Origin of the sequence: Aquibium sp. ELW1220, assembly GCF_030398385.1 — a bacterium.
Lineage (GTDB): Bacteria > Pseudomonadota > Alphaproteobacteria > Rhizobiales > Rhizobiaceae > Aquibium.
Map to the genome: position 1 here is coordinate 42,811 of NZ_JAOAOQ010000020.1, position 19,931 is coordinate 62,741.

21 protein-coding genes and 1 pseudogene are annotated in these 19,931 nt (G+C 65.6%); 13 read left to right on the forward strand and 9 right to left on the reverse strand.

Going from position 1 to position 19,931, the window contains the following annotated elements; all coding sequences use genetic code 11:
* Window positions 1-144 precede the first annotated feature (144 nt).
* Window positions 145-930, reverse strand: a complete 786-nt coding sequence (locus N1F91_RS18115) for an alpha/beta hydrolase (RefSeq protein WP_289994387.1) — start codon at window positions 928-930, stop codon at window positions 145-147.
* Window positions 931-1,131: 201 nt separating this feature from the next.
* Here N1F91_RS18115 and infC point away from each other — a divergent pair, with 201 nt between their 5' ends.
* The 9 genes from infC (at window position 1,132) to N1F91_RS18160 (ending at window position 9,970) form a co-directional block, all read left to right on the forward strand.
* Window positions 1,132-1,668 carry a translation initiation factor IF-3 gene (gene infC, locus N1F91_RS18120; protein WP_289994464.1) on the forward strand — a complete coding sequence of 179 codons (537 nt, stop codon included), beginning with the start codon at window positions 1,132-1,134 and terminating at the stop codon, window positions 1,666-1,668.
* A gap of 51 nt (window positions 1,669-1,719) precedes the next feature.
* On the forward strand, window positions 1,720-2,391 hold the full coding sequence (locus tag N1F91_RS18125; protein WP_289994388.1) for an isoprenylcysteine carboxylmethyltransferase family protein: 672 nt from the start codon (window positions 1,720-1,722) through the stop codon (window positions 2,389-2,391).
* Between the two features lie 227 nt (window positions 2,392-2,618).
* Window positions 2,619-2,828: a 50S ribosomal protein L35 gene (rpmI, locus tag N1F91_RS18130; protein WP_187969677.1), complete on the forward strand. Its 210-nt coding sequence runs from the start codon at window positions 2,619-2,621 to the stop codon at window positions 2,826-2,828.
* A gap of 45 nt (window positions 2,829-2,873) precedes the next feature.
* A complete protein-coding gene (rplT, locus tag N1F91_RS18135) occupies window positions 2,874-3,275 on the forward strand; it encodes a 50S ribosomal protein L20 (protein WP_289994391.1) in 402 nt (133 codons plus the stop codon).
* A gap of 274 nt (window positions 3,276-3,549) precedes the next feature.
* Window positions 3,550-4,638, forward strand: a complete 1,089-nt coding sequence (gene pheS, locus N1F91_RS18140; RefSeq protein WP_289994392.1) for a phenylalanine--tRNA ligase subunit alpha — start codon at window positions 3,550-3,552, stop codon at window positions 4,636-4,638.
* 379 nt (window positions 4,639-5,017) lie between these two features.
* A complete protein-coding gene (locus N1F91_RS18145) occupies window positions 5,018-5,686 on the forward strand; it encodes a response regulator transcription factor (RefSeq protein ID WP_289994393.1) in 669 nt (222 codons plus the stop codon).
* Window positions 5,683-7,023 carry a HAMP domain-containing sensor histidine kinase gene (locus tag N1F91_RS18150; RefSeq protein WP_289994395.1) on the forward strand — a complete coding sequence of 447 codons (1,341 nt, stop codon included), beginning with the start codon at window positions 5,683-5,685 and terminating at the stop codon, window positions 7,021-7,023. Before N1F91_RS18145 ends, N1F91_RS18150 begins: the two co-directional genes overlap by 4 nt.
* 515 nt (window positions 7,024-7,538) lie before the next feature.
* Window positions 7,539-8,681, forward strand: a complete 1,143-nt coding sequence (locus N1F91_RS18155; protein ID WP_289994397.1) for an amidohydrolase family protein — start codon at window positions 7,539-7,541, stop codon at window positions 8,679-8,681.
* Window positions 8,682-9,355: 674 nt separating this feature from the next.
* On the forward strand, window positions 9,356-9,970 hold the full coding sequence (locus N1F91_RS18160; RefSeq protein ID WP_289994398.1) for a phosphatase PAP2 family protein: 615 nt from the start codon (window positions 9,356-9,358) through the stop codon (window positions 9,968-9,970).
* Window positions 9,971-10,153: 183 nt separating this feature from the next.
* Here the strand turns inward: N1F91_RS18160 and N1F91_RS18165 are convergent, their stop codons facing one another.
* The 4 genes from N1F91_RS18165 to N1F91_RS18180 all read right to left on the reverse strand — a co-directional run bounded on the left by N1F91_RS18165 (window position 10,154) and on the right by N1F91_RS18180 (window position 13,632).
* Window positions 10,154-11,854, reverse strand: coding sequence for a SulP family inorganic anion transporter (locus tag N1F91_RS18165; protein ID WP_289994399.1), 1,701 nt, complete (start codon window positions 11,852-11,854; stop codon window positions 10,154-10,156).
* 199 nt (window positions 11,855-12,053) lie between these two features.
* Window positions 12,054-12,308 carry a helix-turn-helix transcriptional regulator gene (locus N1F91_RS18170; protein WP_289994400.1) on the reverse strand — a complete coding sequence of 85 codons (255 nt, stop codon included), beginning with the start codon at window positions 12,306-12,308 and terminating at the stop codon, window positions 12,054-12,056.
* A 92-nt stretch (window positions 12,309-12,400) separates the two neighbouring features.
* Entirely contained in the window at window positions 12,401-12,739 is a 339-nt protein-coding gene (locus tag N1F91_RS18175; RefSeq protein ID WP_289994402.1) for a hypothetical protein, read from the reverse strand.
* Window positions 12,740-12,837: 98 nt separating this feature from the next.
* Window positions 12,838-13,632 carry a potassium channel family protein gene (locus N1F91_RS18180; RefSeq protein WP_289994403.1) on the reverse strand — a complete coding sequence of 265 codons (795 nt, stop codon included), beginning with the start codon at window positions 13,630-13,632 and terminating at the stop codon, window positions 12,838-12,840.
* 95 nt (window positions 13,633-13,727) lie between these two features.
* Between N1F91_RS18180 and N1F91_RS18185 the strand changes: the two genes are divergently transcribed.
* Window positions 13,728-14,000, forward strand: a complete 273-nt coding sequence (locus N1F91_RS18185; protein WP_289994405.1) for a DUF2837 family protein — start codon at window positions 13,728-13,730, stop codon at window positions 13,998-14,000.
* Between the two features lie 143 nt (window positions 14,001-14,143).
* Here N1F91_RS18185 and N1F91_RS18190 read toward each other — a convergent pair whose 3' ends face one another.
* The 3 genes from N1F91_RS18190 to N1F91_RS18200 form a co-directional block, all read right to left on the reverse strand.
* Entirely contained in the window at window positions 14,144-14,320 is a 177-nt protein-coding gene (locus N1F91_RS18190) for a hypothetical protein (RefSeq protein ID WP_289994406.1), read from the reverse strand.
* Between the two features lie 102 nt (window positions 14,321-14,422).
* Entirely contained in the window at window positions 14,423-14,635 is a 213-nt protein-coding gene (locus tag N1F91_RS18195) for a hypothetical protein (protein ID WP_289994407.1), read from the reverse strand.
* A gap of 286 nt (window positions 14,636-14,921) precedes the next feature.
* Window positions 14,922-16,868 carry a PatA/PatG family cyanobactin maturation protease gene (locus tag N1F91_RS18200; RefSeq protein ID WP_289994408.1) on the reverse strand — a complete coding sequence of 649 codons (1,947 nt, stop codon included), beginning with the start codon at window positions 16,866-16,868 and terminating at the stop codon, window positions 14,922-14,924.
* Window positions 16,869-17,097: 229 nt separating this feature from the next.
* Between N1F91_RS18200 and lepA the strand changes: the two genes are divergently transcribed.
* From lepA to N1F91_RS18210, 3 genes and pseudogenes are all read left to right on the forward strand, one after another.
* Window positions 17,098-18,903: a translation elongation factor 4 gene (gene lepA / locus N1F91_RS18205; RefSeq protein WP_289994410.1), complete on the forward strand. Its 1,806-nt coding sequence runs from the start codon at window positions 17,098-17,100 to the stop codon at window positions 18,901-18,903.
* Between the two features lie 31 nt (window positions 18,904-18,934).
* Window positions 18,935-19,132, forward strand: a pseudogene (locus N1F91_RS31150) (DUF4258 domain-containing protein); the annotation flags it as partial.
* Window positions 19,133-19,169: 37 nt separating this feature from the next.
* Entirely contained in the window at window positions 19,170-19,364 is a 195-nt protein-coding gene (locus N1F91_RS18210; protein ID WP_289994411.1) for a DUF2283 domain-containing protein, read from the forward strand.
* Window positions 19,365-19,503: 139 nt separating this feature from the next.
* Here N1F91_RS18210 and N1F91_RS18215 read toward each other — a convergent pair whose 3' ends face one another.
* Window positions 19,504-19,902 (reverse strand): hypothetical protein, encoded by a 399-nt coding sequence (locus N1F91_RS18215; protein ID WP_289994415.1) that lies wholly within the window; start codon window positions 19,900-19,902, stop codon window positions 19,504-19,506.
* Window positions 19,903-19,931: the final 29 nt, after the last annotated feature.

Genomic DNA, 19,931 nt, shown 5'->3' on the forward strand with positions numbered 1-19,931 from the left:
TTGCCAGCAAGCAATGACAAATCGGAATTCGATACGATTGGAGGATTATTATGGCTGATGGGGCGCAGGCAATACGTATTTTAAAAGTTACACGACGATTATCTTCAGGCGGAAAGGCAGCGATCCGTCCGCAGTGGCCGGCGGCTACGCTGCACGCGTCACCAGCTCCTGCACCGCCTTGAGCATCAGCGTCATGTCCTCCTCCCGCGATAGTCGATGGTCGCCATCCCGGATCAGCGTCAGCGTCACGTCGTCGGCTGGCAGATGCTCCACCAGCTTCTGCGCATGCGTGAATGGAACGTCGGGGTCCTTCATTCCCTGAAGGATGATCACAGGGCAGTGCGTGTCGATGAGCCCGTCGAGAACCCGGTTTCGCCGCCCGTCTTCGATCAGCGCGCGGGTGTAGACATTGGGCTCCGGCCCATATTGCGACGGCTCCTCGAAATAGCCTTTCGTCTCGAGGTCGCGTCTCTGTGTCTTCGTCAGCGTCGGTTCCATCAGTTCGACGGTGAAATCCGGCGCCGGTGCAATCAGCACCATCCCGGCGATCCGCCCGAGCGTGTCCTTTCGCGTGCGTTGACCCAGTTCCTGTGCCATGCGGAGAGCGATCCAGGCGCCCATGGACGAGCCGACGAGGATCTGCGGACCTTCGCAGCAGCGGTCGAAAACCGCCAGGCTCTCGCCCAGCCAGCGCGAGATCGTGCCGTCCGCGAAGGCACCGCCCGACTGGCCGTGTCCGGAATAGTCGTGCCGCACGCAGGCATGGCCGTGCTCCCGCGCCCAGCCGGCGAGGCGTTCGGCCTTTGTGCCGGACATGTCGGACCGATAGCCGCCCAGCCAGACGATGCCGGGCGCTCGCCCGGCATCGTGCCGCACCGCGATGCGTGCGCCTGCAACATCGACGAATTCCGACGCCTTCCGATCGTCCATGACATGCTCCTTTCCCGTCGCTTGCGCCGTGCGCGCTCCACGGAATGGAACCCGTCGACGCTCTTCGCGTAAACCCGTTCGTATGGCGTGATTTCCGCGCGGCTTCGTGCTATTGACAGAATTCCTGCCGTCCCGACATAGGCGGCCGGGAGGAACCACGCAAATCACCCCGAACATTATCGGAACAAGGAGTACACGACCATTCGCAGACCGTTCAAAGCCGCAGCGCCCGTCAAGGAAGGGCCGCGCGCCAACAGTGAGATCCGGGCGCCCCGGGTGCAGCTGATCGATTTCGACGGCTCGAACCGCGGCGTCGTCGCCATCCAGGAGGCCTTGCAGATCGCAGAGGACAAGGGCCTCGACCTGGTCGAGATTTCGCCCAACGCCGAGCCGCCCGTCTGCAAGATTACCGACCTCGGCAAGCTCAAGTACCAGAGCCAGAAGAAGGCGGCCGAGGCGCGGAAGAATCAGAAGGTCATCGAGATCAAGGAGATCAAGATGCGCCCGAACATCGATACGCACGACTACGAGACCAAGATGAAGGCCGTGCGACGCTTCTTCGAGGAAGGCGACAAGGTCAAGCTGACATTGCGCTTCCGCGGCCGCGAGATGGCGCACATGGAGCTCGGCATGGCGCTGCTCAATCGCGTGCGCGAGGAGGTGTCGACGATCGCGAAGGTCGAGGCAGAGCCGAAGCTCGAAGGCCGCCAGATGATGATGGTGCTGGCCCCGCGCTGAGCGGGCGGCGCCGCTGCCCGCAGCGCGGGCGCAACGGCCTTGGGGGGGGCAATGGCATCGACGGGAACGGACAGGGCCGGCGGCGCCACGCCGGCCGGTCAGGCTGCGCTCAGGGAAGAACTCGACACCTATCAGCGCAGGCGCAGGATCGTGCTGGCGGCGTCGATCCTCCTGCTGGCTCCGATACTGCTCCTGGGCCAGTCCGCGTTTCCGCCCGGAACGATCTTCCAGGAATCGCTCGAGATGCTCGGGATCCTGATGATTTTCCTCGGTATCGTGGGACGCCTCTGGTCGACGCTCTACATCGGCGGACGCAAGGGGATGGAACTGGTGACCGGCGGCCCTTATTCGGTCACCCGCAATCCGCTCTACATCTTCTCCACGCTGGCCGTCGCCGGCATCGGCGCGCAGACCGGCTCCATCGTGGCCACCCTCTGCTTCGCGGCGATCTCGATCGCGGCGCTTCATGTCGTGATCCGGCGGGAGGAGCGCTACCTGCGCCAGGCGCTCGGGGGCCGCTACGGCGCCTACTGCGCCAGGGTGCCGCGGTTCTGGCCCCGATGGTCGCTCTACGAGGAAGGCGCCGTCGGCGTCGTCGACCCGCGGCGTTTGAGGCAAACCCTTTTCGACGGACTGTTCTTCTTCCTTGCCGTTCCCGCCTTCGACCTGCTCGACCGCGCCCAGTCGGCCGGAACCTTGCCTGTGCTGTTCCGGCTGCCGTGATCCTCAAGACTCCAGTTGCGCGCGGCCTGCATCGGCTGTATAGACGCCGCGTTCAGAGAACCGCCCGGCAGGGCATGCCGTGGCGGTTTCTAATGCTGACAGCTCACTCGAATGGTCTTCGAGGACAGCGGGAAACGGCCTGGCGGCCGTGATGCCGGGAACCCGGCGCCCGCGACGCCGGTCGTGAAGACGACCGGTGCGAGCGCAATGACAAAAGGAGAAGCAAAATGCCCAAGATGAAGACCAAGTCTGCCGCCAAGAAGCGGTTCAAGATCACTGCGACGGGCAAGGTCCTGTCGGCTGCGGCCGGCAAGCGCCACGGCATGATCAAGCGCTCCAACAAGTTCATCCGCGACGCTCGCGGCACCATGGTCCTGCACGAGGCCGATGCCAAGAAGGTCGTCAAGAACTTCCTGCCGAACGGCGGCGGCCTCTGAGCCACGCCCGACGACAAGCGCCCGACAATTTAAGGAGATCATGACATGGCACGCGTCAAGAGAGGCGTAACCTCGCACGCCAAGCACAAGAAGGTCCTGAAAGCCGCCAAGGGCTTCTACGGCCGCCGCAAGAACACCATCCGCATCGCCAAGCAGGCGGTGGAGAAGTCGCTGCAGTATGCCTACCGCGACCGCAAGAACCGCAAGCGCAACTTCCGCGCCCTGTGGGTGCAGCGCATCAATGCGGCCACCCGCGAGCACGGCCTGACCTATGGCCGCTTCATCGACGGCCTGAACAAGTCCGGCATCGAGATCGACCGCAAGGTGCTGTCCGACATGGCCATCCACGAGCCGCAGGCCTTCGCCTTGCTGGTCGCCAAGGCCAAGGAAGCGCTCGTCTACCTCAAGGACGGCATGCCGAACGAGTTCGAAGCAGCCGTGGCCTGAGGCCGGCGCTTCCCAATCGTTCGATTTTCTGATTTGGGAAACCCGCGCCGGCACGCCTGGCGCGGGTTTTTGGTTTTACTGTCGTGCGTCCTTCGAGGCTCGCTTCGCTCGCACCTCAGGATGAGGACGGACTGCGCCGATCGACCGCGACGGACCTGCTTCGGCAAACCCGTCCCGCCCGAGCGACCGCAACGGCCCTCATCCTGAGGTGCGAGCGAAGCGAGCCTCGAAGGACGCACCACGAGACTGCAAATGCGAAGATCGGTGGATTGACATGACGGACCTCGACCAACTGGAACAGACGCTCCTCGCCGACATCGCGGCAGCAGGCGACGAGGCCGCCATCGAGGCCGTCCGCATCGCGGCACTGGGCAAGAAGGGCTCGGTCTCCGAGCGGCTGAAGACGCTGGGCTCGATGTCGCCGGAAGAGCGCCAGACGATGGGCCCCGCGATCAATGGCCTGAAGACCCGCGTCACCGACGCCTTGACCGCCCGCCGCGCCGCGCTGCGCGATGCCGCCATCGATGCCCGCCTCGCGGCCGAGAAGCTCGACGTGACGCTGCCGGTGCGCGCCGCACCCGCCGAGCGTGGCCGCATCCACCCGATCAGTCAGGTCATCGACGAAATCGCCGCCATCTTCGGCGACCTCGGCTTCGCGATCGCCGAAGGGCCGGACGTCGAGACCGACTACTACAATTTCACCGCGCTCAATTTCCCGGTCGGCCATCCCGCCCGCGAGATGCACGACACCTTCTTCTTCCGCCCCGGTCCCGATGGCGAACGCAAGCTGCTGCGCACCCACACCTCGCCGGTGCAGATCCGCACAATGGAGACGCAGAAGCCTCCAATCCGCATCGTCATCCCCGGCAAGACCTACCGCCAGGATTCGGACGCCACCCATTCGCCGATGTTCCACCAGCTCGAGGGCCTGGTCATCGACAGGACGGCCAACGTCGCCAACATGAAGTGGGTGCTTGAGGAGTTCTGCAAGGCCTTCTTCGAGGTGCCGAAGGTCGACATGCGCTTCCGCCCGTCCTTCTTCCCCTTCACCGAGCCGAGCCTCGAGGTCGACATCCAGTGCGACCGCTCGCGTCCAGGCGAGGTGCGTTTCGGCGAAGGCAAGGACTGGATGGAGATCCTCGGCTGCGGCATGGTGCATCCCAACGTGCTGCGGATGTCGGGCCTCGATCCAGACGAGTACCAGGGCTTCGCCTGGGGCATGGGCATCGACCGCATCGCCATGCTGAAATACGGCATGCCGGACCTGCGCGCCTTCTTCGACGCCGACGTCCGCTGGCTCCAGCACTACGGCTTCCGCCCGCTCGACCTGCCGACGCTGTTCGGGGGGCTGAGCAGCGGCTAACGCTGCCAGGCTTCTCAATTTCATGACCTTCGGTGTGGCGATACCGGCCCCGGGGGGCGGAGCAGGTCGTCGGATGGGCCGTCCGGCGCGCCAGATGCAGGGCGCCAGATGCAGGGCGATTGAGACCATCTCCCGGATGGGCTTGATCCCCTCATCAGCCGGTCCGCAGTGGCGCGCTGATCACTCCGGCTGACGCCGGAAAGCACGGCGACCAACGCCGCCAGCTGCACCTCGCCAGGGAACGCGACCCGGCGCGTTTCAGTGTCGCCAGCGCAAAGAAGCTCCTCTATCAGGCTCCGTGACAGGCCCGGCCTGTGTTTCTCGCAATCTTGGGGCAATATGGCCTGCTAGAACAGCTGTGAGACTGAAGGGGCCTCGCGTGCGCGTTTTGTTGGTCGAAGACGAACGGGAGATGGCAGACCTGATGACCGTTGCGCTCGGCAGACAGGACATCCTGGTCGACCACGTACGGACCCTCGAACTTGCAAAGGAAGCCTGTCGCAGCGGCATTCATGATGCCGTGTTGCTGGATCGAAGATTGCCGGATGGCGATGGGCTCGCCCTCATTCCCTTGCTGCGCAAGGAACGCACCGGGATACCGATAATCGTCCTCTCCGCTCTCGGTACCCCGGATCACAGAATCGCCGGTCTTGATAACGGGGCAGATGACTATCTCGCCAAGCCATTTTCCGTAGCTGAACTGCTGGCAAGGCTTCGCGCCGTGATGCGACGGCCCGCTCAGTTGGAACCCAGCTCGGCCAATGTCGCAAAGCTGTCTTTCAACCTGGCCGAGCGGCAGGCCTACATTGACAACGTGCCGCTCGATCTTACGCGGCGGGAATTGCTGGCACTCGAAATTCTGGTACGGCGAGCAGGGCGGACTGTCGCTCGCTCGGCTCTTGAGGAGGCGGTGTATGGCTACGGCGACGAGATCGCCTCCAACACACTCGATTCTCACATATCGAGGCTCCGGCAGAAGCTCGCCTCAGCGGGCGTTGAGATTCATGGGATACGCGGGCTCGGGTATCTCCTGAAAGCGGCGCCATGAACCCTTGGGGATCCAACTCCCTGCGCATTCGCCTCACCTGGCGGATCGTGATCATGCAGGCCTTGGTACTGATTGCCTTCACTGCCATTGCCGCAGTGCCGATTTATCATTTCCTCAGCGAGGAACTGCGTTACGACAGCGATATCATCAATGACATTGCCAGCGCCATCGTGGTCGGCGACAACGGCAAATGGCAAATCGTCATGGGTGACGACCTCGCAGAAGACGCAACCGACTATCCCGATTTGTGGTTCTATGCGCTCGATGCAAATGGCCATTCAGCGCAGTTTGGCCAAATCCCTGATCGGCTGCTGACCATGGTTGAGGCGCTTAAGGCGGTGCGCTCGGCCAGTATCTCCGGTCTGGGGCCGAATGAGGACATGGTCGCGCTCCTGAGGCGCTATGACGGAAAGTTGGGACGGATCTGGGTCGTCGTTGGCAATGGTCCGGAAATCGGCGTCAGTTCTGCTTTCGGCAATCCGGTATTCGTCGGCCTTTTCTTTCTCCTGACCCTTGTCTCGTTTCTCATCATTCCGCCGATCGTGCGCGGAGAACTGCGCGGCATCGATCAGGTCGCGCTCGATGCCGACAAGATCGACTTCGAGCGGCGTGGCATCAGGCTATCGATGGACCTTGTGCCCGACGAACTCGATTCTCTTGTTCGCGCGGTGAATGCGGCACTGCAGCGCCTCGACGACGGAATCGAGCGCCGCCATCGGTTCATTGCCGGCGCCGCCCATGAATTGCGGACGCCTATTGCCATCCTGCAAGCGCGGTTGGAACTGATGCATGGCGGCGAGCACACCGGGAAACTCATGCTCGATGTTGTGCGGCTTGCCAATCTGGCCAATCAGTTGCTCGATCTTGAGCGCTTCGCTGCCGAGGTGCCGCAATTTCAACGCGCCAACCTCGTCGAACTGGCGACAGAGGTTGCTGCTGACATGGCGCCCGTCGTCATTGCGGCGGGCAGCACGATCGTCTTCGACGCTGAGACGGAGGACGTTCCGGTCCTCTGCGATCCGCCCTCGCTATCTCGGGCTCTGCTGAACCTCATCCAGAACGCGGTAAAGCACGGGGGCGAAAGCTCGACGATCAGCGTAACGGTCAGCTCGGATGCCACGTTGAGGGTCGCCGATACAGGACCAGGCATTCCCGAGGAGTATCGCGAGATCATTTTCGAACCCTTCGGAAGGGTGACCCCGCTCGACCATGGCGCAGGGCTCGGCCTGGCGCTGGTCCGTGATATCGTGGCGCGACACAACGGGCACGTCACGGTGGGCGACACTCCTGGTGGAGGCGCACGTTTCGAGATCTCGTTGCCTCTGCTGCCTGGATAGGGCGTCTTCCCGATCTGGAGCGTCGCAGACCGGTCGCTTCGCTGCCGGATCATGCACCAGACCGCCAGAGCCCGCCTGGTCGGCCATTGCTCGCTATCGACCAATCACTACAGATCATGGCAGCGGCCGCGACGAGGCGATCGCGAGGGCCCTGCCCAGTGCGGCTCGGGACGCCGACCGCTGGCACCAGTCGAAAGCTCCGGCTGTGCTTTCCGCTATGGCTCAAACAAAAGTGCGTCAGAGTCAGGTCGATGGAAAGCCCAGGCGCTTCCCGGCGAAGTCAACGCAACGGTGCTGTGAGGATGGGTTGACCCTCTGATCCGTCACCGATCGCCACCTTCGCACAATTTTCCCGCAATCTTGGTCCTCGAAGGTCGGTGCAGCAGACAACGTTCGTTTCAGCCTCGACAGCAGAGAGTTGTGGCCCGGCAGGGATTTCTGCGGATCGAGCTGGAGTTTTTGCCAGGCGAAAGCAGCACCCGACTGCACAGCACGACACCGGAGAAGAGACCGACATGACACCGATCGAAAAGCCGCTGGAAAACCTGGCGACAGGACGCCGCAGCTTTCTGAGCGGAGCTGCTGCACTTGGTATTGGTGCCGGATTGTCCGCGCCCGCCATCGTCACCAATGCGGCCGCGCAAGTAACTTCGGATATCGCCCTGCGAGACAGGGACCTCCCCTTCATCGGCGCCGAAGAGACCTTTTCTACATCTGATCTGATGGCGCTGAACTCACTCAACCAGGATCACATCGATTTCCTCACGGAAATTGGGCTTGCCGACCTCGGCACGGCCCGCATCGATCTGATGAATCAGGCGGGTCTCGATGTTGCAATCCTCTCCGCGCATACGCCGGCCGTGCAGAATGTCCCAGGCCAGGAGGGCATCGATTTCGCCTATCGCCTCAACAAGGGGCTAGTTGGCGGGCCAATGGCCGCCCACCCGGGACGGTTCCAGGCCTTTGCGACCCTGCCGTTGCAGAGTCCGGAGGCGGCAGCGGACGAGCTGGAACGCGCCGTTCGGGAAGACGGCTTCCTGGGAGCCCTGACCAATGGACACATCGGGAAGAAATTCCTTGATCATCCCGATTTTGAACCCGTGCTGGCGCGTGCCGAAGCCCTTGGCGTTCCGATTTACCTCCATCCCGGCTACCCACCCGACGAAGTGTTCAAAATCTACTACGGCACTGCGCGGTCGGAATACAAGGAAGAGTACCAGGACCATGTTTTCAGTGGCTCGGGATATGGATGGCACCAGGAGGTGCTGACGCAATGCGTTCGAATGATCATCTACGGGGTCTTCGATAGGTTCCCCAACCTGCAGATTGTCGTCGGCCACATGGGTGAGGGTCTGCCGTTCTACTACGAGCGCATCGTGAACGACTTGGGCGAGGCGACGGAAAATTCCCTGAAGAAACCCTTGGCGCAATACTTCCACGACAACTTCTGGTTCACAACCAGCGCATTCTTCCAGCATGAATTGCTCGATCTCCTGCTGAAATACATCAGTGTGGACCGAGTGATGTTTGCAACCGACTACCCGTTTGCAGACATGAAGGAAGGAACCGACTGGTTTCGGGCAGTGGATCTGCCACGCGAAGCCAAGGAAAAAATCGCGTTCCGGAATGCGGCAAAACTGTTCGGCATAAAGGTCTGACGCATCCGCCCGCCCGGCGCTGCGGGCAGGGCCGCCACGTCCATCCGCCGCCGAGCTGGGCCGATGGATACGGACGCCGAGCCGATCACGACAAGCGCCGCGTGCCGCCGGGGATTTTCTCGTACGCCCCAAGCTCCTGCTGAAATCCGGTCCGTGCTGCAGAGGATCCGTCCGACTGGCGGCGCCGGACGCTCTCACCAGGTCAGACGACAAAACACGATGCACCCTACGACGGAGAGGCGAAGCATGACGCCCAGTCACCGGTCACGCCGTTGCACGAGCCCGTTGGGCGGGTCTCGCGCCAGGCATTCACGATCGCTTGCCGCACTGTCTTCTGGCGCTGGCGTCAACGCCGCCGATCCGGACGGCGCGGACCGCGACGCTGTTGACCAGGCTGCCGCTGATGCGGTGGGCAGGGCCGTGGTGGCGGTTGCCGATAGCGGCCGTCCGACGGCGGAGATCGCCGGGGCATCGGCCGGTGGTGGTGCGGCCCGTCGGGTCGGGAACACCGACAGGAACGTCGCGAGCGACGGCACGCCCGTTATGACCGTTACGATTGCGCCCCAGGAAACGGCGCGGGCGCATGCGCCGGGGCTATGAGCGCGCCCCAATCGTACCCCGTTTGGCCTGGCCCGAAATCGGACCGTCTGATCGTCGGATTCCTGACTTGCACCATGGCAACCAGTGCGTTTTTCTGGTTCTTTCCAGAAGTCGATTTATCCGTAAGTCGCTGGTTTTTCAGCCCTGGCGACGGATTTTCCCTGTCCAGAAATTCGAGCCTGCGATGGCTCCGCAACAGTTCTCCGTGGGTGATGTCTGCGGTTATTCTCGTCATTCTGGTCCAGGTTCTCCGGGATGCGATCAACCGCGCATTGACGTGGTCCAGAGTGCGGAATCCGATCTACCTGCTGTCTGCACTGGCTCTTGGTCCGGGCCTGGTTGTGAACGGCCTCCTGAAGGCGCACTGGGGCCGACCCCGGCCAAACCAGGTCGACGTCTTTGGAGGGGAAGCAATGCATCAGAAGGTGTGGGTCATCAGCGATTGGTGCGCTCGAAACTGTTCGTTTGTCAGTGGTGAGGCTTCCTCGTCAGCCTGGCTCGTCGCTGCGGCCCTCGTTACGCCCAGGTCCGTAAGGCTGGCTGCAACGGCAACAGCTCTGGTCTATGCCGTGTCGCTCTCGCTGAACCGGATCGCCTTCGGCGGACATTTCCTTTCGGACGTTGTCCTCGCTTGGCTTATCTGTGGGCTGGTGTTTTCAATTCTCTATCGTCTTGTTCAAGACACGTGATCTCGCCTGAAAAGTGACCGAGCCAGGCCACCACTTTCTCCCTGTCGGCGGGAGAAAGGTCGTCTATCGCGATGGAGGCCACTGGCCGAAAGCGACGACGACAGTTCCGTCGAGGGACTTTTGGCCGGTCGCAAGGGGCCCGGCGCGGAAGAGCCTTGGCTGGCTGCCGAAGAGCCGCTCCGCCTACCGCGCCCGCACCAGGTCCCGCGCGTCGGCCAGCGTTCCGGCATAATCCACCTCCGGCGCCTTGACCCCGTGGCTGATCAAGGTGCGCCGCACCTCCATCGACGCTCCGGCGATGACGAAGCGCACGCCGGCACGGTGCGCCTTGCGCGCCGCGCCCTCGATGACGTTGGCGGCGGTGGAATCGAGGAACGGCACGGCCGAGCAGTCGAGGATGAAGTTCTTCCGCTGGTCGGCGATGCGGTCGAGCACGGCGCCAACGGTCGCCGCCGTGCCGAAGAAGAAGGCGCCGGAGATGCGATAGACCACCGTATCGGGATCGCTTGCCGAGGCGGGGTCGTAGGCCTTGCCGCCCACGGTGTCGGCCACGTCCTCTTCCACCAGCGGCGCATGCGCCTCGGTTGCGATCGACCTGGCCATCCGGTCGATGAACAGGATCGAGCCGAGCAGGAAGCCCACCACGATGCCTTCCGTCAGGTCGCGGAAGATCACGAGTGCCAGCGTCACGACGAGCACGGCGGTGTCGGCGCGCGAGGTGCGCAGGATCGCGGCGAAGGCCGGCTTCTCGATCATGTTCCAGGCGACGGTGGCCAGCACGCCCGCGAGTGCGGCGAGCGGGATGTAGGCGGCGAGCGGAGCAGCCACCAGCATGAAGGTGAGCAGGAACAGGGAATGCAGCATGCCCGCTATGGGACCGCGCGCGCCGGCCCTGACGTTGGTTGCCGTGCGCGCGATCGTGCCGGTCACGCAGATGCCGCCGAACAGGGCGGAGCCGATGTTGGCGAAGCCCTGCGCCACCAGTTCGCAGTTGGAGCGGTGGCGCCGCCCGGTCATGCCGTCGGCCACCACGGCCGACAGCAGCGATTCGATCGAGCCCAGCAGGGCGAAGGCGATGGCGTCCGGCAGCACGGCCATCGCCAGATCCCAGCTGAAGGCCGGCATCGCGGGCAGGGGCAGCGTGCGCGGAATGCCGCCGAAGCGCGTGCCGATCGTCTCCACCGGCAACTGCAGCGCCACCACGAGCGCCGAGGTCAGAACGACCGCGAACAGCATGCCGGGCCAGCCGGGGCGATAGCGCTTCAGCCCCACGATCAGGGCGATCGTTGCTCCCGCGATGGCCATGGCCGCCGCGCTCGCCGTACCGGCCGCCTGCCACAGGAACGCCAGCTTCTCGACGAACTCGCCGGGCTCCTTGCCGGCCGGCGTCAGCCCGAACAGGTCGCGGACCTGGCTGGAGAAGATGATGACCCCGATGCCGGCGGTGAAGCCGACGGTGACCGGGAAGGGGATGTATTTGATGTAGGTGCCGAGCCGCAGATAGCCGATCGCCAGCAGGAAGACGCCCGACATCATGGTGGCGACGAGCAGGCCGTCGAGCCCGTGCCGCGCCACCGTGGCGGCCACCAGAACGATGAAGGCGCCTGCCGGCCCTCCGATCTGGAAGCGGCTGCCGCCGAGCAGCGAGACGAGGAAGCCGCCGACGACGGCGGTGTAGAGCCCGCGCTCGGGCGACACGCCGGATGCGATGGCGATCGCCATCGACAGGGGCAGCGCCACGATCGCCACCGTCAGCCCGGCGATCGCGTCGGCCCTGAGGCCGGCGAGGCCGTAGCCCTCGCGCAGCACGGTCACGAGCTTGGGTGTGAAGAGTTCGGCGAAGTCGGGCGCCGGCGTCGTCGTCGAAGCGGGTTTGGACTGCATTCTGGCCTGGCCTCCTGGGGAACATCCCCTTTGCGAAGGCGGCGGGATCGTCGGCGGGACGGTGCCCGGGGAGGCGGGCAGGGTCCGAAGGTCGGCGGTCGCCGTCGCGACACGTTTGTTGCGCGCGTCCCCGGCATCCGGAATGCCGTCGGTCGCGCTCGTCTTGATTGCCCCGGCGTCCTGGAACGCCGACGCGGATTCAGCCGCCCGAAGTCTTCAGCCGCACGCCGCGGCCGCCGCGCTCGCTCGCCTGGTCCTCGCCGATCAGCTCGACGCCGGACTGTTCGAGCGCCTGGATCACCTTGACCAGCGTGTCGACCACGCCGCGCACCTGTCCATCGCTCGCCTCCATCCGCTGGATGGTGGGCAGCGACACGCCAGCGCGTTCTGCCAGCGTCTTCTGGTCGATGCCGGCGAGCGCGCGCGCGGCGCGCATCTGGGCCGCTGTGATCAAGGGATCCTCGCTTCAGAGGGCAGGACGCAAGGATAGACGATGGATTGTCATGTTTCAAGCATCATGAGTGATGTTTCATCCATGCGCCGTCGCTACCGGCCGGTGATGTACGGACCCGCCGTCACCAGCGCCACGGCGAGGATGGCGATGAGGATGCCCGCGCCCTGCACCGCGTCCACCCGTTCGCCGAAGAAGGCGAAGGCGACGAGATTGACCGCGATGAGCTGGATCACGGCCGACAGCGAGATCGCCACGCCCATACCGAAATCGCGGATCAGCCGCAGCATGATCAGGTTGCCCAGCGTGTAGAGCGCGAGCGTCAGGGCGAGCTTGCCGTAGCCCGGCGCCAGCGTCCACGCCTTGGCGGCGCTGGCGGCGAGGATGAAGACCACGGTCGAGGCGCAGAGCTGGGCGAAGCCGAAGAGGGTCAAGCGGGTGTCCTTGGACGGAGCAGGAGAGCGCGCTTGTCGGCCCGAACCGTCGCACGGTCAAGGCGGGTGCCGCAGGCTGCCTTCGGCGCCGACGCGTCTTACTCGCCCTCGTCGGGGATCTTCAGCAGGTAGCCGCAGGCCTTGCAGTGAACGGCGTCCGGATCGTGCCGCTGCAAGGCGCAGCGCGGGCAGGGAAACAGCACCTTGTGCTGCTTGAACAGCGCCTGTGCCAGCTTCACGAACAGCGAGATGCCGACGATCATGATGACGATCGATGTCAGCTTGCCCCAGATGCCCGGCAGCACGATGTCGCCGAAGCCCGTCGTCGTCACCGTCGCCACCGTGAAGTAGAAGGCATCGACATAGCCCTCGATGCCCGAGCCCGAGCGGAAGAAGAAGGTGTAGACGAAGCCGGTCGTGACCAGGAGGAAGGTCACGAGGTTGACGATGTCCTCCAGTACCTCCCGCCATTCGCCCCGGCCACGCCGTTCCAGGGGCTGCCAGATGAAGCCGCTGCGCGACAGCGACCAGAGCCGCAGGATGCGCAGGAAGCCGAGATTGGCGAGCCACAGCGGGAAAAGCAGGGTCACGAGGATGAAGATGTCCACCCAGACGGTCGGCCGCCGCGCCCAGCCTGCAAGGCTCGTGCTGGCCAGTCCCCGCGCCGCGACGTCCGCCGCCAGAAGGGTGGCGATCCCGAAATCCACCCAAAGGAAGCTCGGCCGGTCGCGCAGCACCGGCGAGGCGACGAAGAAGGCGATGATGGCGAGATCGACCGCCAGCACCGAGATCTGGAACCGCAGCGCAGCCCGCGTCCGCCCATAGTAGAGACGGCGCAGGAACGCGCGCAGTCGGTCGAAACGATCGACCTCGCTGGCATTCACATCGTTCATGCCTCGGGCATAAGGTGCTGCGCCTGCGCCGTCCAGACCCGTGCCGTGCGTCCGCCACGCAAGCGCTTGTCACGCAGTTGCGCCTCGGAGGGTCGGTGCCCGCAGGCATCGTCGTGATCAACGTCGCTGCGACCGCGATGTGGACGGTCGGTGTGCTGGCGTCGATCTATGCTGGCTCGCTCGAGCCCGATTTCCGCGTCACCGCCGCCACGCTCTCGGCCCTCGTCAAAGGCGTGGCGACGATCCTTCTGTTTGTCGTCATCGATCCGTACCTTTCGGGGCTGACCGGCGACGTGGTGGACGGCCGCGCCAGCGAGGTCGACTTCCGCCGCGCCATCATCTGGATGGTCACGAGCCGCCTAGCGTGAACGCTGCTCGCGCAGGCGATGCTCCTTCTGGGGCTTGGCTCATCGTCTGGGCGGCGCGGGCGATCTGAGGAATGCAGGTCACCAGCGGCCGGAGCCCCTGTTGGAGGCACCGGCGCCGGATCGGAACGCAGCCGCTGCCGATGTCAGCACTGGCCGATGTTGGGCACGCAGATGCCTGCGCAACCGCCGCCGAAGGGCAGGCAGGCGCCGACGCAGCATTTGCCGGCGCCGCAGCAGTCCGAAGGTACCAGTGCTGCGCTGCGGTCGATGCCCTTGGAATGACCGCGGGCGGCAGGGGTGGACAGTGTCGGGAGTCTCATCTTCGTTTCCTTTCACGAAACCGGCCCGGGACGCGCGGTGGAGCTGAGCCGCCTCGTTTCCGAGACGGCCTTGACGCGCCGCCCCCGCGGCGGCGCGATGTTTCACAGGCAGTCGATGCAGGAACTCGCCCCCACCGCGCCGAAGCACGAAATGCAGGCCGCGGGTCCCGCCAGACACGTCGTTGCGCAGGCCGCCACTGCCGCTGCGCAGGCGATCTTCTTAAGGACGCTGCAGCCTGACGGCGTGATCCCGTCGGAAAAGGCGGCAGTGCTCCTGCGGCGGGCGATGGCCGGGCTCTGGACTGGAAGTCTCATGGTCAGGTATTCCTCTGTTGGTTCATCGGTGCCCGCGGGCCTGTTCCCGCGCGCGGTCTTCAGGGCCTGCAGATCTGCGTGCAAAGACTCCGGCAGGCGGAGCGCAGATGCCCGCTCAACCGGTCACAGCCGTCGTGGCAGCTCGCGCAGTCCTGCTGCGACAGGCCGGGCCGCAACCGCACCGGGCTGGTGGAACTCCGGCGCGGCACCGGATCGGACTGCGGCGGCAGCCGAAGCAGGCTGCGGCGCTCGTTCGTCTTTCTGCGCCTCGTTCTGGCGGCCATCGTCACGCCCTCCGGGTCCAGCTGCGCACCGTGCCGATGGTGACGGGCACGACGTCGCTGACGTCGACGGTGAAGCGGTAGATGCGGCTGGCGACATTGGTGTTGTCGGGATTGAAGAACGCGATCTCGACGTCGTAGCAGTCGGAATCCGGGCGGCAGACGGGGCTCTTCTTGACCATGATGGTGTCGAGGTCGAGCGCCTGCCGCGTCGTGCTCTCGATCACGGTCGCGATCTGCACGGCGTTGGTGGCCGAATAGTTCAGCGCGCGCTCCTCGCCGGTGACGCCGAGATTGCGCAGGTCGTAGTAGACGCGGCTGAGGAAGTTTCCGAGCCCGCTGGAGAACCGGTCATAGGTCTCCTGCTCTGCCGCCGCCTGCGGCCGGGCGCCGAGCACGCTCTCCACCAGGGCGGCAGGCTTCCAGCAGTAGATCCCGCGCAGCGCCGGGACGATCAGCGGCACCACCTGGCCGGATTCCAGCGTGCGCGTCCCTGCGATCAGGCCGGGCACCGAGACGAGGTCGGCCCCTTCTCGTTCCTGCGCCGCGAGCGCCTCGCGCAGCATCTCGTAGCCCTTTTCGGCATAGGGGCCTGCCGGCTGGACGGCATAGATCGGGGTGGCATCGAGGTTGAGCGTCCAGATCGCCGAGGGCGCCTCATATGGCGACCCGTCGAGATAGCCGAGCCAGGGTTCGACGGACATCGGATTTCCACCCATGGCCTGGCCGATCGAGTCCCGCCGTGCCTCCGTGCCGAAGTCGTAGCCGATCCGGCCGAGCGCATAGACGAGATGTGGCTTCGCCGGAGTTCCGCCGCCGCATCCGCATCCAGCGTCGGCCTTGCCTTTGCCGCCGCATCCGCACCCGCAGTCGGAAGGTCCGATGCCTTCGGCTGACGCAGGGCGGGCCGGACCGTTCTCCCGCGGAGCCGCGGTCGAGCCGACACCGGTCTCCGGCCCCTCCCCGGAGGAGGGATGGATGGACGCGCGCACACCGGCGGCGACGATGGCCGGCTCCCGCACAGGGAGCGGAAAGCCGGCGACCGGGCTTGCGTGGGCAATGACGTCGGGGCTTGGCTGTTGAAGGTAGTCCGACATGACGAGTCCCCCTTGGACCTTTGCGGTTGCTGCGATGACGTCGATGCGGCCGGCGAGGAAGCGCGGGCAGTCGGCCCGTGCCTCGTCGGGACATGGGACAGCGCTGGCCAGCAGGACTTCGCCGATGGCGCGTGGGTCGGGCGCCTGGCCGGCCTGGACCTGCAGTGCCGCCAGCCGCGCGGCCTGGCCGGTGACGTGGGGCGCCGCGTAGCTGGTGCCGCTGCGCCTCACTGTTCCGCCGCCGGCCAGCGCGCCGACGATGTCCTTGCCCGGAGCGAGCAGGCCTTGCCTGCCGTAGCGCGCGCCCCAGTTGCTCGACGGGAGCGGCGTGCCGGTTTCGTCCATTGCGCCTACCGCGAGCACGGTCGAGGCCGCCGCGGGCACATGCAGGCAGTCGCAACCGTCGTTTCCGGCTGCGGCCACTATCAGCACGTTGCGCGCCGCGCAGCGGGCGATCGCGTCTGCCAGGAAAGGCTCCGGCGAGCCGGACGGCGACAGCTGGCCGCCACTGATGTTGATGAAGTCCGCACCGTTCTCCATCGCGACGAGGATCGCGCGGGCGAGATCGAGCTGCGAGGCGGCAAGTTGGCCGCCCCGATCGTGGAAAATCGGTACGATCAGGCCGCGGCAGCCGGCTGCGAGACCCTCCACCGCGCTGCCCGGCTGGCCGAACAGCAGGCTCGCGACATGCGTACCGTGCAGGGTGGCGGGCGAGACCGGGTCGGGTGCAGGCTGGCCCAGAGGCAGGTCGAGCGCGGCGCCCGTGAAGCAGGGATGGTCGAGATCCACCGGCCCGTCCAGGACCGCCACCGTCACCCGGCGGGCCGTTCCCGTCTGGATGGATTCGGATGACATTTCGCAACCTCCAGACGTAGAATGGATCAAATGCAACCCAGAGTCAACTAAGCTGATGCTTGATCGAGAGAATGCAACCTGAAGTAAGTCTTCCGTCGCAGGCGCGCCAACACGCCGGTCCGCCCGGCGGCCAGGGCCGCCGCCGCTTGAATTCCGCGGCCCGCGCCGCATCTTCGGCGCTGAAATCCGGTTTGGCGTTTTGCTCCGGAATGCTCTATACGGCCGGCCCATGACCCCTTTGAAGAACATCCGCAATTTCTCGATCGTCGCCCATATCGACCATGGCAAGTCGACGCTCGCCGATCGCCTGATCCAGATGACCGGCTCCCTGGAGGAGCGCGAGATGAAGGAGCAGGTGCTCGATTCGATGGACATCGAGCGCGAGCGCGGCATCACCATCAAGGCCAACACCGTCCGGCTCGAATACAAGGGCAAGGACGGCGTCGACTACGTGCTGAACCTGATCGACACGCCCGGCCACGTCGACTTCGCCTACGAGGTGTCGCGGTCGCTCCGCGCCTGCGAAGGTTCGCTGCTCGTCGTCGATGCCTCGCAGGGCGTCGAGGCGCAGACGCTCGCCAACGTCTACCAGGCGCTCGACGCCGACCACGAGATCGTGGTGGTGCTGAACAAGGTCGACCTGCCGGCCGCCGAGCCCGACCGCATCCGCGAGCAGGTGGAGGAGGTGATCGGCCTCGACGCCTCCGACGCCGTGCTGATCTCGGCCAAGACGGGCCTGGGCGTCGACCAGGTGCTGGAGGCGATCGTCACGCGACTGCCGCCGCCGAAGGAAGGCGACCGCGACGCGCCGCTGAAAGCCATGCTGGTCGACTCGTGGTACAATGCCTATCTCGGAGTCATCGTGCTCGTGCGCGTTATCGACGGCGAACTGAAGCGCGGCCAGAACATCCGCATGATGGGCACCGACGCGAAATACTCGGTCGACCGCGTCGGCGTGATCACGCCCAAGATGGTGACGGTCGACGCGCTCGGCCCCGGCGAGATCGGCTTCCTCACCGGCTCGATCAAGGAAGTGGCCGACACCCGCGTCGGCGACACCATCACCGAGGACAAGCGCCCCACCACGCAGATGCTGCCGGGCTTCAAGCCGGCGCAGCCGGTGGTGTTCTGCGGCCTGTTCCCGGTCGACGCCGCCGACTTCGAGGACCTGCGCGCCGCCATGGGCAAGCTGCGCCTCAATGACGCCAGCTTCTCCTTCGAGATGGAGACCTCGGCCGCGCTGGGCTTCGGCTTCCGCTGCGGCTTCCTCGGCCTCCTGCACCTGGAGATCATCCAGGAGCGGCTGGAGCGCGAGTTCGACCTCGACCTGATCGCCACCGCGCCCTCCGTCGTCTACCACCTGGCAATGACCGACGGCACGACGAAGGAACTGCACAACCCCGCCGACATGCCCGACGTGGTCAAGATCGCCGAGATCGAGGAGCCGTGGATCCGCGCCACCATCCTCACCCCCGACGACTATCTCGGCGCGATCCTCAAGCTGTGCCAGGAGCGGCGCGGCGTGCAGGTCGACCTCTCCTATGTCGGCAAGCGCGCCATGGCCACCTACGAGCTGCCGCTCAACGAGGTGGTGTTCGACTTCTACGACCGGCTGAAGTCGATCTCCAAGGGCTACGCCTCCTTCGACTACCAGCTGACCGACTACAAGGAGGGCGACCTCGTCAAGATGTCGATGCTGGTCAACGACGAGCCGGTCGACGCGCTGTCGATGCTGGTCCACCGCTCGGCGGCCGAAAAGCGCGGCCGCGTCATGTGCGAGAAGCTCAAGGAGCTGATCCCCAAGCACATGTTCAAGATCCCGATCCAGGCCGCCATCGGCGGCAAGGTGATTGCCCGCGAGACCATCTCGGCGCTGCGCAAGGACGTCACCGCCAAGTGCTATGGCGGCGACGTGTCGCGCAAGCGCAAGCTGCTCGACAAGCAGAAGGAGGGCAAGAAGCGGATGCGCCAGTTCGGCAAGGTCGAAATCCCGCAGGCCGCCTTCATTGAGGCGCTGAAGATGGGCGAGAGCTGAGGCGCGATGAACAGTTCCTAAGCCGCTCGTTCTGACGCAGCATGCGCGGGACGCGGTGGAGGAACGCGAGATCGAGCTCGGCTGGATCGAACGCGCGGTGCGCGCGCCCGAGTGGCGACATCCGGACCCGCGCCGCGCGGGCGTGGAGCGCCGCTTTCTGGCCATCCCGGAGTTCGGCGATCGGGTGCTGCGGGTGGCCTGCTTTGAAACCCTGCTCGAAATCCGTATACTGACCGTGTTTTCGACCGCAGGGCACGACCTCCGTCATGACGCCGAGCATCAAGTATCGACCCGAGGACAACGCCGCCTACATCCGGCTGTCCGGTGCGAACGTGCTGGAGAGCGAGGAGGTCTCGCCCGACGTCGTCTTCGACTACGACGCGGAGGGCCGCATCGTTGGCATCGAGCTTCTCGACGCCCGCGCCCAGCTGCCCTCCGACGCTCTCGACGAGGCTGCCTGACGACGTGCGCGCGCCTGCGCCCTCCGGCCGCTGCGCAGGCGGGGAGGCAGGGCGGCGCGGCGGCCGCTCGACGGAGTCTGTCTCTTCGCCGTCACGACGCGTGCGCGCCATGACTGGCGGTCGTCACGCGGGGCGATCTTCATGAGGTGTCGGGCGCGGGCAGCGCCGGCACGAGGCGCCCCGGCGAGCGGCCGGGTTCGCGCGGCGCCGTCGACAAACCAGCCTTGCCGGCGCAAAGAGCCCGCCGCCGTGCCCGCGCCAGAAGCGCGCGCAGCATCCGCGCCAGCGCGCGGAAATCCGCGGCCAGCCGCTCGGCCCGGTCGGCCGCGTCCGATGCCATGACGAGGGCCGGCGCGCCGGTCGGCAGCCCGGCGACGTAGGATCGCGCCACGGCCTCGCCATGTGCCAGGAACGCCAGCCCGGGCAGCGCCAGCGACAGCGGCATGCCGGCGGCGCGGTCGGCGAGACCGGCGAACGAGACGAGCAGCGCCAGGATGCCCTCCAGCACGTCCTCCCTCGCTCTTGCATCCCAGTCCATCGCTGCGCCCTCCGGTTCGAACGGACGCA